This is a genomic window from Specibacter sp. AOP5-B1-6 (assembly GCF_052376555.1).
GTDB lineage: Bacteria > Actinomycetota > Actinomycetes > Actinomycetales > Micrococcaceae > Specibacter.
This window is the reverse complement of record NZ_JBQSVT010000009.1, coordinates 1-14,557: the sequence shown is the minus strand read 5'-3', so window position 1 is coordinate 14,557 and position 14,557 is coordinate 1. Positions and strand designations below refer to the sequence as shown.

The following is a 14,557-nucleotide window of genomic DNA, read 5'->3' as shown; positions in this document are numbered from 1 at the left end:
GTCCCCATCCAGCCATGCGGGGGAACTTTAGGCTATGTCCGACTTCAACTGCAAAGAAGCTGCCGTGGCGGCCAGGCTCTTTTCAAAAAGTTCCGCATCGTCGTTCAGCTTGGTGCCATACGTTGGCATCATGCCGCGCAGGGAATCCTGCCATTCGAGCTTGAACTTGCGCGGGAAGCAACGCTGCAACAGCTCCAGCATAATCGGCACGGCCGTGGACGCGCCGGGGGAGGCGCCCAACAGTGCGGAGATGGTGCCGTCGGCTGCCGTGATGACCTCGGTGCCGAACTGCAGCACGCCGCCCTTCTTGGCATCCTTCTTGATGATCTGCACACGCTGGCCTGCCGTGATGAGCTCCCAGTCGCCGCCGTCGGCTTCGGGGAAGTACTCGTGGAGGGCCTCCACCTTGCCGCCGCGAGACTTGGTGACCTCGCTGACCAGGTATTTCACCAGGTCGAGGTTGTCCTTGCCCACCGCCAGCATGGGGACGATGTTGCCCGGGCGGATGGAACCGGGCAGGTCCATGTAGCTTCCGGTCTTGAGGTATTTGGTGGAGAAGCCGCCGTACGGGCCGAACAGCAGTGAGGGCTTGCCGCCAACGTAGCGGGTGTCAAGGTGCGGGACCGACATGGGCGGGGCGCCCACGGAGGCCTGGCCGTAGACCTTGGCGCTGTGCTTGGAGGCGATCGTTTCATCGGTGCAGCGGAAGAACTGGCCGGAGACGGGGAAGCCCCCGAAGCCCTTGCCCTCGGGAATGCCCGACTTTTGGAGCAGGTGCAGGGCGCCGCCGCCGCTGCCGATGAACACAAACTTCGACTTGATCCGGCCGCGCTCGCCCGACGTCGGGTGCTTCAGCGAAACATCCCACCCGCCGTCCGAGGTGCGGGCAAGGTCGGTGACACTCGTGCCATAGTTCACTTCGACGTCGTTCTTGCCCATGTAGCTGATCAGCTCACGGGTCAGGGAGCCAAAGTCGACGTCGGTGCCCTCGGCTGCGCGGGTGGCGGAAACTTTCTCCTGCGGGTCGCGGCCCTTCATGACCAGCGGGGCCCACTTGGCAATGGTCGCGGGGTCTTCGCTGTACTCCATGGAGGCGAAGACGGGGTTCGCCTTGAGCGCCTCGTGCCGGGCCTTGAGGAATTTGCGGTGTGCCTCGCCGATGACAAAACTCATGTGCGGGACGGTGTTGATGAAGCCCTTCGGCGAGCCGATCAGCGATTCATCCACCAGATGCGACCAAAACTGGCGCGAGAGCTGGAACTGCTCGTTGATGTGGATGGCCTTCGCCGGGTTGACGGTGCCGTCCTTGCCCATGGGCGAATAGTTCAGCTCGCAGAGCGCGGAGTGGCCGGTGCCGGCGTTGTTCCACGGGCTGGAGGATTCCAATCCTGGCGTGTCGAGCTGTTCAAACAGCACAATCTTCCAGTTTGGTTCGAGTTGCTTGAGCATGGTGCCCAGCGTGGCGCTCATGATGCCGCCTCCGATGAGGACAACGTCAGCGTCTTTGGTGTTCGAAATGAAGGTCACAGTCAACTCCGGTAGAGGCTCTTCCTAGCGCTAGAAGCGTATCGCGGCAGGCGCTGGAAGCGTAAATCAAGGGCTCGTGCGGAGCCCCGTAATTCCCCGGACGACGCCGGATTCGGTCCCGGGAGTGCCCTGCCGGACTCCTGCCGGGGGCGCGGGCGGACACTCAACCGGTGGCCGGGGTCAGCTTCACATGGTTGAAAACCTCGTTGAGCACGGGGCTGAGCGGGTAGGAGGCGACCTTGTCCGACAGTGCAATGGCTGAGATCGGGAAGGCAATCGGCACTGCCGGGACAGTGGCGGCGAGCTGCTTGCTGATGGCTTCGTAGGCGGCTGTGCGCTCCGGCCCGTTGGGCAATCCGCGCGCCCGTGTGATCTTGGAGACCAATTGCGGATCGTCCATGCCCAGCTCGTCAGTCGGGGAGCCGAAGAGCGGCCCCACGAAGTTGTCGGGGTCCGCGTAGCTGCCGTTCCAGCCCAGCAGGCTCAGCGCGTGGTCGGTGTCGCTGGTGACGGCGTTGAGGTAGCCGTCGTTCCACGGGACGGGCACGGGCTTGATGTTGAAGCCGGCCGCCGTGAGCTCGGTGGCAATCTGTGCGTAGACCTTTTCCGGCGACGGCAGATAGGTCCGGGCGGCGTTGGTGGGGTAGTAGAACTTGAGTTCCTCCCCCTTGTAATTGGAGGCAGCCAGCAGGTCCTTGGCCTTTTGCGGGTCGTACGGGATCCCTTCAACGGCGTTGTTGAAGCCGCTGAGTTTGGGCGGGATGAACTGGGCGGTGGTTGCCGTGCCGGCAATGAAGTACTTGCTGGCCAGGGTGGCCTTGTCGATGGCCGCGGCGATCGCTTCACGCACCTTTTGCTCGGCCAGGACCGGGACCTTTTGGTTGATGCCCAGGTACATGACGGAGAAGGGGTCGCGCTGCAGGACCTGCTTGCCACCCTTGATGAGCTTGTCAAAGTTGCTGGGCGTGACAGGGTCGAAGCCGTCGATGGAGCCGTCCTCCAGCGCCGCCAAGCGGGTTTCCGGCTGTTCAAAGGTCTTGAAGTTCAGTGTGGCGATCTCGCCCTTGTCGCCCCAATAGTTCGGATTTGCCGTCATGGTCACAGCCCCGGGGGAGGCCGAGTCAAAGACGAACGGGCCGGTTCCCACCGGGTGCAGACCGTAGTGGGAGACCTTGTTGGCGGAGAACGTCTGGTCCAGGATGTCGGCCGTGCCGGACTTCAACGCCGTCGGGGAGGAGATCGCGAAGGCGGGCAGCGTGAGCGCCTGCAGGAATCCGGTGAGCCGCATTTTCAGGCCCAGCGTGACCTTCAGCGGTCCGTCAACGGTGCAGCCTTCGTAGAGTGAGTTTTCCCCATCGTCGGAGAAAGCACGGAACACCTGCTTGAACATCGACGAGGTGCCGTCCCCCCGTGTCGCGGACGTCAACGCGTACCAGCGGTCAAAGTTGGCGCACACGGCTTCGGCGTCAAAGGCCGTGCCGTCATGGAACTTCACGTCCGGGCGCAGCGTGAAACTGTAGTCGAGGCCGCCGTCGAGCTCCTTCCAGCTCGTGGCCAGGCTGGGCGCCGGGGCACCTGTCACGGGGTCGATCGTCAACAGGCCCTGGAGCACCTGCCGCGTCACCCGGTACGATTCCGTGTCCGAAACCAGCGCCGGGTCAAAGCCCAAGGGGTCGGAACCGGTGCCGAAGTTGAACGTGGCGGAGGGGGCTTGAACAGTGGCCGGGGCGCTGGTGCCCGGGCCGGGCGCGGGGGCCGCTGTGCACGCAGTTGCTGCAACAAGGACGACGGCGGACATGGCGACCGCGCGCCGGAGCACCTTTAGCAGGGGGCCGGCGGGGCGTGGCACGTTTGAGTTCTCCTTGCAGCGCGGACATTGCATCAGCCACTCATCATAGTGGGAGATTCTGTGGACTGGCCCGGCCCGGCGGACCGGGTGGTCGGAAGCACCCGGGCAAGCCGGTAGTATTATTCATGCTTCATTGCACCGGCGCGAGTGGTGGAATTGGTAGACACGCAGGTTTTAGGTACCTGTGCCTTCGGGCGTAGGGGTTCAAGTCCCCTCTTGCGCACACAACAAAGGCCCACGCCGACGAAAGTCTGCGGGGGCCTTTTGCTTGTCCGGGCACCGTTTGTCAGGGCGCCGTTTGTCAGGCGGCGTCGATTTTCAGGTCGCGGCGCAGCTTGGCGACATGGCCGGTGGCGCGCACGTTGTACTGGGCCAGCTCAACGTTTCCGTCGGCGCCAACCACGATCGTGGACCGGATCAAGCCTTCGTAGGTCTTGCCGTAGTTTTTCTTTTCGCCCCACGCGGCGTACGCCAGGGCCACCGCATGGTCCGCATCGCTGAGCAGCGGGTAGGTCAGTGCGTCCCGGGCCACGAACTTCTCCAGCTTGGCCACCGGGTCGGGTGAAATTCCCAGCACCTGATAGCCGGCCGACTCCAGCGACGCCAGGCTGTCACGGAAGTCGCAGGCCTGCTTGGTGCAGCCGGGGGTCATGGCCGCCGGGTAGAAAAACAAGATCAGCTGCCGGCCGGCAAAGTCGGCAAGGGAGGTGGTGCCGCCGGCGCTGTTGGACAGTGTGAAGGCGGGGGCGGGATCGCCGGGGGCAAGACGTTCACTCATGAAAAACTCCTGTGGTCACCCCGCGAACGCCCGCAGGCGCGCCCGGGGTGGTCGTTGTGGGCACTCGCCCCAGCCTAATGCTTCGGCGCAGCGTGTGCTCACTGCACAAAATCGAGTTGCACCAGCGCAGTTGCACAAGCACGACGCCGGCCACCCGCCTTGGGTGCCGGCGCCGCCGTCGTGCCTGGTTGTGCGGGCAGGGCTGCGCGTCAGCCGGACGTCCCCGCGAACAGCTCCGCCCGGGTGCTGGGATAAACCGGGGTGATGGCCGGGCCGTGGTTGCGGCCGGAATGCTCCGGGTCAACCGGGGCCTGCCACGAGACAGCGACCGAACCCGTGCCCGGATTGAGCCGCTGGTGGAGATCGTCGGCCAGGTGCTCGCGCCCGGTTCGGCGCAGGTGCTCCATGTAGAGGTCCGGGTCGTTGTACAGGGCCGGCCCGTTTTGCAGCGTTGTCTGCATGGGATCGGGCAGGGACCCGGGCATGCCGGCGTAGGTGTTCCACCAGACGGCCAGCTTGGAGCGCATCCGGTCCACGAGCTCCGGTTCCTCATCCAGCAGGTTCCGGGTGAGGTACGGATCCTCGCTCACATTGAACAGGGATTCCCACTCCGCCCGGAAAGCGCCCGGATGATAAGTGCGGATGTAGAGGTGGTCGCGGGTGCGCACGGCCCGCTGGTAGGTGTGGGCGCCGTGGCCCAGGACAAGGTAGTCGCGGGATGCAATCGGCAGCCCGCGCACGGCGTCGGCAAAGGATTCGCCCTGCCACTTTTCAGGGATGGGCAGCTCCAGCAAATCGCAGATCGTCGGCGCGTAGTCAATGTTGTACAACAGCGCGTCGCAGGCGGTCCTGGATCCGGCACCTGCTGTGAGTCCCGGCCACTTGACCAGCAGGGGCAGGTGGTGGGTTGGCTCGCTGGCCAGCCCGTGCTCGGCGTAGGAGCCCTGCTCGCCAAAGGCCTCGCCATGGTCGGCACTGACAACGATCGCCACGTCGTCTGAGATGCCCATGGCCTTGAGGCCGTCCAGCAGGCGGCCGAATTCGCTGTCCCAGAAGTGGATGGCGCCGTCGTAGCCGTTGATGAGCTGCTCGTAATCGGCGCGGGTGCGGATTTGCTGCGGGAAGTTGTGCGGCACCCGCCGTTCAAACAAGCCGTCGGAGTACATGAAATCCAGGGCGGAGCGTGGCCCGTAAATCTCCGCATGGCCGTCGATGGCCGCCTGGTCGGGCCATGCCGGAGCCGGCCCCGAGGCGGCGGCCTTGTCGGTCCATTCCTTGGCCTGGAGGTAGTCCATGTGCGGATCCCAGTACGTCAGGTGCAGATACCAGTCGTCGGTGTCCTGGTGGCGGCCGATCCATTCCAGCGCCGTGTCGGTCACAATGTCTGCCGGCTCGTCGCCGACGTCAGGTGTGGCGCGGATGCTTTCGCGGAAGTTGCCCAGGAAATACCAGGCCCGGTGCCGTTCGGCAAAGGACGAGACAGCTGCCGTCAGGTAACCATGGGCGCCCAGGTGCTGCCCCAGGAGGGGGCGGCCCGGGACCAGGCTGTGTCCGGCGTCGACCCTGAATCGGGCGGCCTCGCCGTGGTGGCCGATCACGCCGTTGGTGATGCCAAACTGGCCGCTTGTCAGAGCTGTGCGGGAGGGCATGCAGGGAGAGTCGGAAGCGTAATAGCTCTCGAAGCGGGCGGCGTCCTGGGCAAAAGCGTCCAAGTTGGGGGTGATGGGGCGCTGGTAGCCGTAGGGGCCGGTGTGGTCCGGGCGCAGGGTGTCCACGTCCACATAAATGATTTTCACGCGTTCTTCACGTCCTGATATTGCGAAATTGGGTCCGGCGTCGTTGTGTCCGGCACGGTTGAGTCCTGCACAGCGGCGGCGTCGCCGGACCCCTGAAATTCGTTGAGTTGTTCGGTGAGCCGGGAGTGCGTCATTTCCAGCCAGGTGAGGTAGGTGGTCCCCAGCAGGAAGGAACGCTCGCGGCCCAGCCGCACCAGCTCGCGGTGCCACAGCGGGTTGATCTCAAACGCGGTGCGCGCCGGATCGATGTCGTCACTGTAGGCTTTTTCGCGCTGCTGCTTGCGGCGGTAGGCCAATTCGGTGGTGAGCAGCCGCAAGGCCACATCGGGGCCCAGCACTCCTGTGAGCAGGAAGCGCATCTGAAAGTCCGAGTCCAGGGGCCGCACCGAGGGCTCATAGGGGGACAAGGCCCAGTCCCGGAAGGTGGCAATCCCGGCCGGCGTCAGGCGGTACACCTTTGCGTCGGGGCCGGAGCGGTGCTGGTCGATGATCAAGTCCACCCACCCCTTCTCCAAGCACTTTGTCAGCTGCCGGTAGATCTGGGACGGCTGTGGGCTGTAGCCAAAGAAGGGACCCTCCTGTTGGAGCCACTTGTGCAGGTCGTAACCGGCCATGGGCGTGCGCACCAGGTGGCCCAAGATAATGCATTCAAGTTTATTAAGCACTGTTTGCCTCTCCTCCGACTATATGATTAGAATCATAGCCAACTTGTATACTCACCGCAAAGACATGCGGTGAATGCAGGCAAAGTATTGATAAATGTACATAGTCGATCGGTTGATGACAGCAATCGTCACCAAGCGTGGATCCAAAACAAGGGAGTTTTCGTGAAGGCACCAAAACGGATGTACCGGGCCTTGGCACTCGCCGCCACGGCCGCCATTTTTCTGTCCGGCTGTGGCGGCGCCAACACCTCCGGGGAGGAGGGCGCCGGTGGCAAGTCGGTGACGACCCTGACACTGGCCGCCGGCATAGAGCCGCAGTCCATGGACCCGGCCATGTCCCGGGAAGCACAATTTGTGCAGTACTTCCAGCCAGTCTTTGACACCTTGATCCGCCGGGACAGTGACGGCATCCCGCAGCCCATGCTGGCCACCAAGTGGGAGACCTCCGAGGACGGGAAGTCCCTCACCCTCACGTTGCGCGACGACGTCACCTTCACTGACGATACCAAGCTCACGGCAGAGGCCGTGAAGGGCAATCTGGACCGCTTCAAGGTCACCGGCGGCCCGTTGGCCGGCGCGCTTGCCTCTGTCGCAAGCGTCGATGTCGTGGATGCGGTCACCGTGAAGTTGAACTTGTCCGAGCCCGATCCGGCGCTGGTCTACGCGCTGGGTGGGCCCAGCGGCTACATCCAGTCCCCGGCCAACTTTGACAGCCCCACGGTGGACACCCAGCCCATTGGTTCGGGACCGTATGAGCTGGACCGGGCTGCCACGACGCCCGGTTCGCAGTACACCTACGTAAAGAAGGCCGATTACTGGGCTCCTGATCTGCAGAAGTTTGAAAAAATCGTCATCAAGCCCATCAAGGATGAAAACGCCCGCTTCAATGCTGTGCGTTCGGGACAGGCCGATGGCATGATTGCCACGGCCAAGATCGTCAAGGCCGCCGAAGCCGCCGGCGTCGAGGTGAAGATGGTGCCCGGTGACTGGCAGGGACTGAGCCTGTTGGACCGGGCCGGGACGATGACGCCGGAGCTTGCCAAGGTGGAGGTCCGCAAAGCCATCAACTACGCCGTTGACAAGGACGCCATCCTCCAGAATGTGGGTCAGGGACTGGGCACAGTCACCAGCCAAATCTTTAGCCCGGCCTCGGACGCTTACGTTGACGAGCTTGACGATACCTACAACTACGACGTCGACAAGGCCAAGTCGCTGCTCAAGGATGCCGGTCTGGAAAATGGCTTCACCCTGAAGATGCCCACCTCCGCTGACATGGATCCGGCGTTGGCACCTGCCATCTCGGGTCAGCTGGCCAAGGCAGGCATCACCGTGGAGTGGGTGGACGTCCCCGCAGCGCAGTACCAGGCCGAACAGCAGTCCGGAAAGTTCCCGGCAGCGTTTACCGCCTTTGGCCAGCCCGTTGTGGCCTGGTCGGCCATTAGCACCGTGGCGACGGAATCGGCCCCGTGGAACGTGTTCAAGTTCAGCACCCCGGAAAGCAAGATTCTGCTCGACGAGATTGTGAACACCAGCGGCGAAGAGTCCACAGCCAAGCAGCAGGAATTCAACAAGTACCTGGTGGACCAGGCCTGGTTCGCCCCGTGGTACCGGATCGACCAGCCGTACTTCATCTCCAAAAACGTGAGCGTGGAAGTGCAAAGCGGCCAACCGGTGCCCTCGATCTACAACTTCGAACCGGCCAAGTAAACAGCCACCGCCGGCGTGGGGCGGACACCCCGCCCCACGCCCCGTTCCCAAGGATTCAGCAGTGATTTCCTATATCTGCCGCAGGATTGGCGCCGGGCTTGTCCTCATCGCCTGCGCATCATTCATCGTCTTGGCTCTCATGCTCGCCAACAGTGAAAACGTCGCCCGCAACATTTTGGGGGACGAGGCCTCGTTGCAGCAGCTCGCTGCCAAAAAAGTCGAGCTGGGCTTGGACAGCCCGCTTTTGTTCCAATATGGTCAGTGGCTGTTCAATGCAGTACAAGGCGATCTGGGCAAATCCTGGTTCAATGCGGAATCCGTCGGCTACCTGCTGCTCAACCGCATCCCCGTCACCTTGTCCATTGCCGTGGGGACGGTGGTGGCCTCCACCCTGGTCTCCCTGATCATGGGTGTGGCCGCCGCCGTGTACCGGGGCTGGCTGGACCGCGTCCTGCAGATCATCTCGGTGGTTGGACTGGTCTTTCCGGGCTTCTGGTTGGCCTTGGTCATGATCGTCAAAGTATCCATTGAATGGGGCCTGGTCCCCGCCACCGGCTACATTACCTTCGCGCAATCACCATTCGGCTGGATGCAAAGCCTGCTGTTGCCGGTCTTCTCACTGGCCATTGGTGCCGTGGCCGGCTTGTCCCAACAGGTCCGCAGCGCCACCATCGGCGTGCTCGAAATGGACTTTGTCCGAACCTTGCGCAGCCGTGGGCTCTCCGAGACCAGCGTGCTGTTCCGGCACGTGCTCCGCAATGCCGCTCCGCCCACGCTGACGGTGCTGTCCCTGAACTTTATTGGGCTGATGTCGGGCGCTGTCATGATCGAGCAGGTCTTTGCCCTGCCCGGCTTGGGCAGCATCGCCGTGGAAGCCACCGGAGTGGGCGACATCCCCATCGTGGTGGGTGCAGTGGTAATTTCCGTGGTCATTGTCGTGATCGTCAACCTCGTCATCGACCTCATCAATGGCTGGCTCAACCCGAAAGTGCGGCTGTCATGAGCATTCCCCCCAATACTGCACAACCTCTCACCACCGGCACGGCCAGCAGCACGACGCTGGCCAAAAGTGACGAAGCACGGCGCCAAGGCATTCTCCGGCGCATTGCCGCGTCCCCCATGGCGGCCATCTCACTGAGCGTTTTGATCCTCGTGATCCTGGCTGTGATCATGGCACCGCTTTTGACCCGGTATGACCCCAACGTGGGCGACATCGGCAAGGCCCTGCTGCCACCCGGAGCCGAGCACTGGCTGGGCACCGACAGCGCCGGCCGCGACGTCTTTTCCCGCCTTGTCTACGGCGGCCGCATCACACTGGGCGGCGCCGGCCTGGCACTGGCCATCGCCATGGCCATTGGTGTCACCACCGGCCTGTTCGCCGGCTACTTTGGCGGCAAACTGGATTCCAGCGTCGACTGGGTGAGCAATTTGATCATTGCCCTGCCCAACATCATGATCCTGCTCGCCGTCCGCGCCGTCTGGGGCAACAATGTGTGGCTGAGCATGACCATTTTCGGTGTGCTCATGGCCCCGGGCTTTCACCGTTTGGTCCGCACCATTGTCAGCGGCGTGCGCAACGAACTTTACGTGGATGCCGCCCGTGTCTCAGGCCTTGGCCTGGGCCGCATACTGGGCCGTCACGTGTTGGTGGCCATCCGCGCACCCATCATCATTTATGCGGCGCTTGCCGCCGTGGTGGTCATTGGCGTGCAGGCAGGCCTGGACTTCCTGGGCCTGGGCAACGTCACGGTGCCAACGTGGGGAACCATGCTCAACGAGGCATTGGTCAATCTCTACGTTGCCCCCGATCTCATGCTTTGGCCCGGCATTGCCCTGGGGCTGGTGAATGCTGCGCTGATCCTCTTTGGCAACAGCCTGCGCGACGCCCTCGAGGACCGTCCCACAGCCAAGGTCCGCAAGCGCCGCCGTTCCGCCACCCTGTCCAAGCACGACGTCGATGCCTCCGCACGCTCCACCGGCACCGCACGCTCCGCCGGCACCGTGGGCGGTGTCCCCGAAGCGGTGGACATTCCCGGAGACAGCATTCCCGCTGACAGCATTCCCAAAGACAGTGTGCTGTTGGTGCGTGAACTGCAGGTGGGCTACCCCTCCGAGGACGGCTACAAAGCCGTGGTCAAGGGGATCTCCTTTGGCGTCCGCAAGGGCGAGGTTCTCGGCCTCGTCGGGGAGTCCGGCTCGGGCAAGACCCAAACCGCGTGGTCCATCCTGGGGCTGCTGCCCACGGGCGGGCGCATCCTGGGCGGCAGCGTGGAAGTCGCCGGCCAGGATGTGGCAGCCCTGTCGAAGAAGGCGCGGCGGGCCCTGCTCGGGAAGACTGTGGCCTACATTCCGCAGGAGCCCATGTCCAACCTGGACCCGACGTTCCGCATTGGCTTTCAGCTGGTTGAGCCGATCCGCCGCCAGCTGGGCCTTGGAAAGGCCGCGGCCACCGAAAAGGCGTTGGCCATGCTGGCCCGCGTGGGCATCCCGGACCCCCAACGCACCTTCGATTCCTACCCGCACCAGATATCCGGCGGCATGGCGCAACGCGTCCTCATCGCCGGGGCCGTGGCCTGTGACCCGGAGGTCTTGATTGCCGACGAACCCACCACCGCCCTGGACGTGACGGTGCAGGCCGAGGTGCTGGACCTCCTCCGCGAACTGCAGCAGGAGAAGGGCATGGCCGTCGTGCTGGTCACCCACAACTTTGGTGTCGTGGCCGACCTGTGCGACAGGGTGGCCGTCATGAAGCTGGGCCGGATCGTGGAACAAAACGGTGTGGAGGAACTCTTTGCCGCACCGAAGGACCCGTACACGCGCATGCTCTTGGGCTCCGGACTGGAAAACAAGACACCCCGAACCCGGCTGCTTCCCGACGAAGCGGCAACCCTTGAGGAGGCGGCACTGTGAGCGCACCGTTGTTGGACGTCCAGAACCTGGTGACGGAATTCCCGCGCCGCGGCTGGCGCAAGCCCCCGGTCCGCGTCCTCAAAAGCATTAACCTTGATGTCAAGGCCGGAGAGACAGTGGGCCTGGTGGGGGAGTCCGGCTCGGGCAAGACCACCATTGGGCGCGCCGTCCTGGGCCTGGCCCCGGTGACCGGTGGAAAGATCGTCTTCGACGGGCAGGACATCTCGCATTTGAAGCCTGCGGCCCGCCGGGCAGTCAGCAAGGACATCCAGGTGGTGTTTCAGGATCCCTACACATCCTTGAACCCGGCCATGACCATTGCCGACATTCTCGCCGAACCACTCGTGGTCCAGGGCATGACAGGTGCCAAGGCGCGGGCCCGGGTTGCCGGGCTGTTGGAACGGGTGCAGCTCCCGGCCGACGCGGCGGCACGGCTGCCCCGCGAATTTTCCGGCGGCCAGCGGCAGCGGGTGGCCATCGCCCGGGCGCTGGCGATGGAACCGAAACTGATTGTGTGTGACGAACCCGTATCAGCGCTTGACTTGAGCACCCAGGCACGCGTGCTGGACTTGTTTTTGGAAATTCAGGAGCAGACGGGGGTGGCCTACCTGTTCATCTCCCACGACCTGGCCGTGGTGCGGCATCTGAGCCACCGGGTCTGCGTGCTTTACCACGGGGACGTGGTGGAGTTTGGTGAAGCCGGGCAGGTCACCGACGACCCAAGCCACCCGTACACCCGCCGGCTCCTGATGGCATCGCCTGTGGCGGATCCTGCACGGCAGCGGCAGAGGAGGGCGGACAGGCATGCCCTGGTGGCCGCTGCCGGAGAGTAGGCTTCCTGTGCGTACGGTGAAAACCGTGACGCCGGAGCCGGCACCATTCAAAATAACAGCACCGACCCAGAACGGACTGAAATCCTTGAACAGCACAGACTCACACGACGCCGGAACCCTCCCCTCGGCAAGAACCGGCACCGCATCCAGCGCAGTCGATGGTGCCCCGGTGGTGGTTCCGGCCCTGCAGCAGTGGACCCCGAGCGGGGGCGCCACCAGCCTGGGTGCGGGGTTCGTCGTCGAACATGCACCGGACCTGGCGGACATTGCGGCCACGTTCCTGGCTGACCTGGCCGAGCTGACAGGCGTTTCGGGGACCACCGCCGACGGTGGGAACGGGACCGCCAGCGGGAAGGGAACCGCCGTCGAGGTTGGCGCCGGGACAGTTGTGTTGGCCTTGGATCCCGAGCTGGAATTCGGCACCGACAATGCCACAGCAGCAGTTGAAGGTTACGTGCTGGAGATCGACGGCGGCGTGAAGGTCACGGCGCGCACGGTGACCGGCGTGTATTGGGGCACGCGCAGCCTGCTGCAGATGCTGGTGTCGTCCGTGACGCTGCCGGGCGGCACGGCGGTTGACTGGCCGAATTACCCGGTGCGCGGCTTCATGCTCGACGTGGGCCGCCGCTTTGCCCGGCCCGAAGCCGTGCGCGATTACATCCGCATGATGAGTTGGTTTAAGCTCAACACCTTCATGGTGCACCTCAACGACAATGAGATCACCAAGGACACCAAGCGCAGTTGGGATGAAGCGCAGCAGGGCTTCCGGCTGGCGTCGGAATCGGCGTGGATTGCGGGGCTGGCCTCGGAGGACGGGGCCTACAGCCGCGCCGATTGGGATTCCTTCGAGGATCTGGCCGAACGTCGGCATGTGCAGCTGGTGCCGGAATTGGATGTGCCGGCGCATTCGCGTGCCATCATCCGTTGGCGTCCCGAGACGGGGCTGCGGGGCGGGGATTCGGACATGCTCGATTTGGCCAAACCAGAGACCACCGAGTTGGTGAAGTCCCTCTTTGACGAGTTCGTGCCGTGGTTCCGGGGTCCGGCGGTGCATTTCGGCGCCGATGAGTACGACAAGGACCACGGAGGGGACTACCGGGCGTTCTTCAACACCATCAGCGCGCACCTGCGCTCGCTGGGCAAGGGTCCCGTGGCCTGGGGGAGCCTGAGCACCATGTCCGGGGGCGCCGGAGCCCCCGGACCCGACGGTTACAACCGGGACGTGGTGATGTGCGCGTGGAACAACGACTGGTACAGCGGCCAGGCGGCGGTGGCTGACGGCTACAAGGTCATCAACACCAACGACGATTTGTTGTACATCGTGCCTTTTGCTGATTATTACCATGGTGCGGGGTTGGCTGCGCAGGCCTTGTTTGAGTCGTGGGAGCCGCACGTGTTTGGTGCCGGCCAGAACCTCTACCCGGGGCACCCCCAGCTGTTGGGTGCGGCGTCGGCCGTGTGGAACGATCTGGTCCTGAAGGACTACGACGAGCAGGTTGTGTATGAGATGGTGCAGCCAGCATTTGGCGTATTGGCGCACAAGATGTGGGCGGGTGCCGTTGCAGGCCTGAGCTACGGGGACTTCACCGAACGGAGTGCGTTGGTGGCCAGGTGGCCCGGGAGCGTGCTGCTTAAATAGCCCCTTTCGGGGGCTGAATCGTTGAAGTTAGAGGTGTTGAGGCACGGGGCAATGACACCTCGGTTACGTTCCACGAAGGGCACGACGAGCATGGTTGATTTGGAGATTGCGGTGCAGGACGCCGCCGGGGCAATGACTGCGGCTGCCGGGGGAGCGACACGCGTTGAACTGTGTTCAGCCTTGCGGCTGGGCGGCCTGACGCCGTCGCAGGGATTGGTTGAGCAGGTCCTGGAAGCCACGGCGGGCCGCGAATCGTTTGTCCACGTGCTGGTGCGCTCCCGTGGCGGCGGCTTCGTCTACGACGAATCCGAGGTGGCCACCATGGAACGGGAAATCCACGCGCTGCGGCGCGCGGGCGTCCACGGAATTGTGGTGGGTGCACTTGACCGCAGCGGCGGCATCGACATCGGGGCGCTCGCCCGCTGGGTGGACGCCGCGGAGGGCCTCGCCGTGACTTTCCACCGTGCCATCGACGCCTGCCCCGACCCGGCCGCACAGCTTGGGGTTTTGGCGGCGGCCGGTGTACGCCGGGTGTTGAGTTCCGGAGGCGCGGGGCGCAGCATTGACGGCCTGGCCGTCCTGACCCGGATGGCTGCCGGTGCGCCCGCCGGTTTCGAAGTGATGGCCGGCGGCGGAGTCCGAATCCAGGACTTGCCCCTGCTTCAGCAGGCCGGGGTCGACGCGGTCCACCTCTCAGCACGCGTCGCAGTGACAGCTGCCGGACCAAGCGGGCCCGGCGGCGGCAACGCCGAGTGGGATGCCACCAGCCTGGAACTGGTGAAGCAGGCCCGCGCGGCCCTGTCCTGACCCTGCCGCCGGGTGCCTGTGCAGGGCGTCTGTCACCCGTGTTTGC

General features: G+C 64.2%; 11 protein-coding genes and 1 tRNA gene. 7 read left to right on the top strand and 5 right to left on the bottom strand.

The window, feature by feature from the left end; genetic code table 11:
* Positions 1–27: 27 nt before the first annotated feature.
* Together ACT3TS_RS06185 and ACT3TS_RS06180 are read right to left on the bottom strand one after the other, a co-directional pair.
* Positions 28–1,527: a malate:quinone oxidoreductase gene (locus tag ACT3TS_RS06185; protein WP_444530623.1), complete on the bottom strand. Its 1,500-nt coding sequence runs from the start codon at positions 1,525–1,527 to the stop codon at positions 28–30.
* A gap of 163 nt (positions 1,528–1,690) precedes the next feature.
* Positions 1,691–3,376: an ABC transporter substrate-binding protein gene (locus tag ACT3TS_RS06180; RefSeq protein WP_444530622.1), complete on the bottom strand. Its 1,686-nt coding sequence runs from the start codon at positions 3,374–3,376 to the stop codon at positions 1,691–1,693.
* A 141-nt stretch (positions 3,377–3,517) separates the two neighbouring features.
* Here ACT3TS_RS06180 and ACT3TS_RS06175 point away from each other — a divergent pair.
* Positions 3,518–3,599, top strand: a tRNA-Leu gene (locus ACT3TS_RS06175).
* A gap of 78 nt (positions 3,600–3,677) precedes the next feature.
* Here ACT3TS_RS06175 and bcp read toward each other — a convergent pair.
* The 3 genes from bcp to ACT3TS_RS06160 form a co-directional block, all read right to left on the bottom strand.
* Positions 3,678–4,154: a thioredoxin-dependent thiol peroxidase gene (gene bcp / locus ACT3TS_RS06170; protein ID WP_444530621.1), complete on the bottom strand. Its 477-nt coding sequence runs from the start codon at positions 4,152–4,154 to the stop codon at positions 3,678–3,680.
* A gap of 209 nt (positions 4,155–4,363) precedes the next feature.
* Positions 4,364–5,950 (bottom strand): sulfatase family protein, encoded by a 1,587-nt coding sequence (locus ACT3TS_RS06165; RefSeq protein ID WP_444530620.1) that lies wholly within the window; start codon positions 5,948–5,950, stop codon positions 4,364–4,366.
* Positions 5,947–6,615, bottom strand: coding sequence for a PadR family transcriptional regulator (locus tag ACT3TS_RS06160; protein ID WP_444530619.1), 669 nt, complete (start codon positions 6,613–6,615; stop codon positions 5,947–5,949). Before ACT3TS_RS06160 ends, ACT3TS_RS06165 begins: the two co-directional genes overlap by 4 nt.
* A gap of 162 nt (positions 6,616–6,777) precedes the next feature.
* Between ACT3TS_RS06160 and ACT3TS_RS06155 the strand changes: the two genes are divergently transcribed.
* The 6 genes from ACT3TS_RS06155 (at position 6,778) to ACT3TS_RS06130 (ending at position 14,511) form a co-directional block, all read left to right on the top strand.
* Complete coding sequence (locus tag ACT3TS_RS06155; RefSeq protein ID WP_444530618.1) at positions 6,778–8,322, top strand: ABC transporter substrate-binding protein; 1,545 nt, start codon at positions 6,778–6,780, stop codon at positions 8,320–8,322.
* Positions 8,323–8,383: 61 nt separating this feature from the next.
* Positions 8,384–9,325 (top strand): ABC transporter permease, encoded by a 942-nt coding sequence (locus ACT3TS_RS06150; protein ID WP_444530617.1) that lies wholly within the window; start codon positions 8,384–8,386, stop codon positions 9,323–9,325.
* Positions 9,322–11,232, top strand: coding sequence for a dipeptide/oligopeptide/nickel ABC transporter permease/ATP-binding protein (locus ACT3TS_RS06145; protein ID WP_444530616.1), 1,911 nt, complete (start codon positions 9,322–9,324; stop codon positions 11,230–11,232). Before ACT3TS_RS06150 ends, ACT3TS_RS06145 begins: the two co-directional genes overlap by 4 nt.
* A complete protein-coding gene (locus tag ACT3TS_RS06140; protein WP_444530615.1) occupies positions 11,229–12,065 on the top strand; it encodes an ATP-binding cassette domain-containing protein in 837 nt (278 codons plus the stop codon). The genes ACT3TS_RS06145 and ACT3TS_RS06140 overlap by 4 nt, the downstream gene beginning before the upstream one ends.
* Positions 12,066–12,150: 85 nt before the next feature.
* Positions 12,151–13,704 carry a beta-N-acetylhexosaminidase gene (locus tag ACT3TS_RS06135; protein ID WP_444530614.1) on the top strand — a complete coding sequence of 518 codons (1,554 nt, stop codon included), beginning with the start codon at positions 12,151–12,153 and terminating at the stop codon, positions 13,702–13,704.
* A gap of 51 nt (positions 13,705–13,755) precedes the next feature.
* Positions 13,756–14,511, top strand: a complete 756-nt coding sequence (locus tag ACT3TS_RS06130) for a copper homeostasis protein CutC (RefSeq protein ID WP_444530613.1) — start codon at positions 13,756–13,758, stop codon at positions 14,509–14,511.
* Positions 14,512–14,557 lie beyond the last annotated feature (46 nt).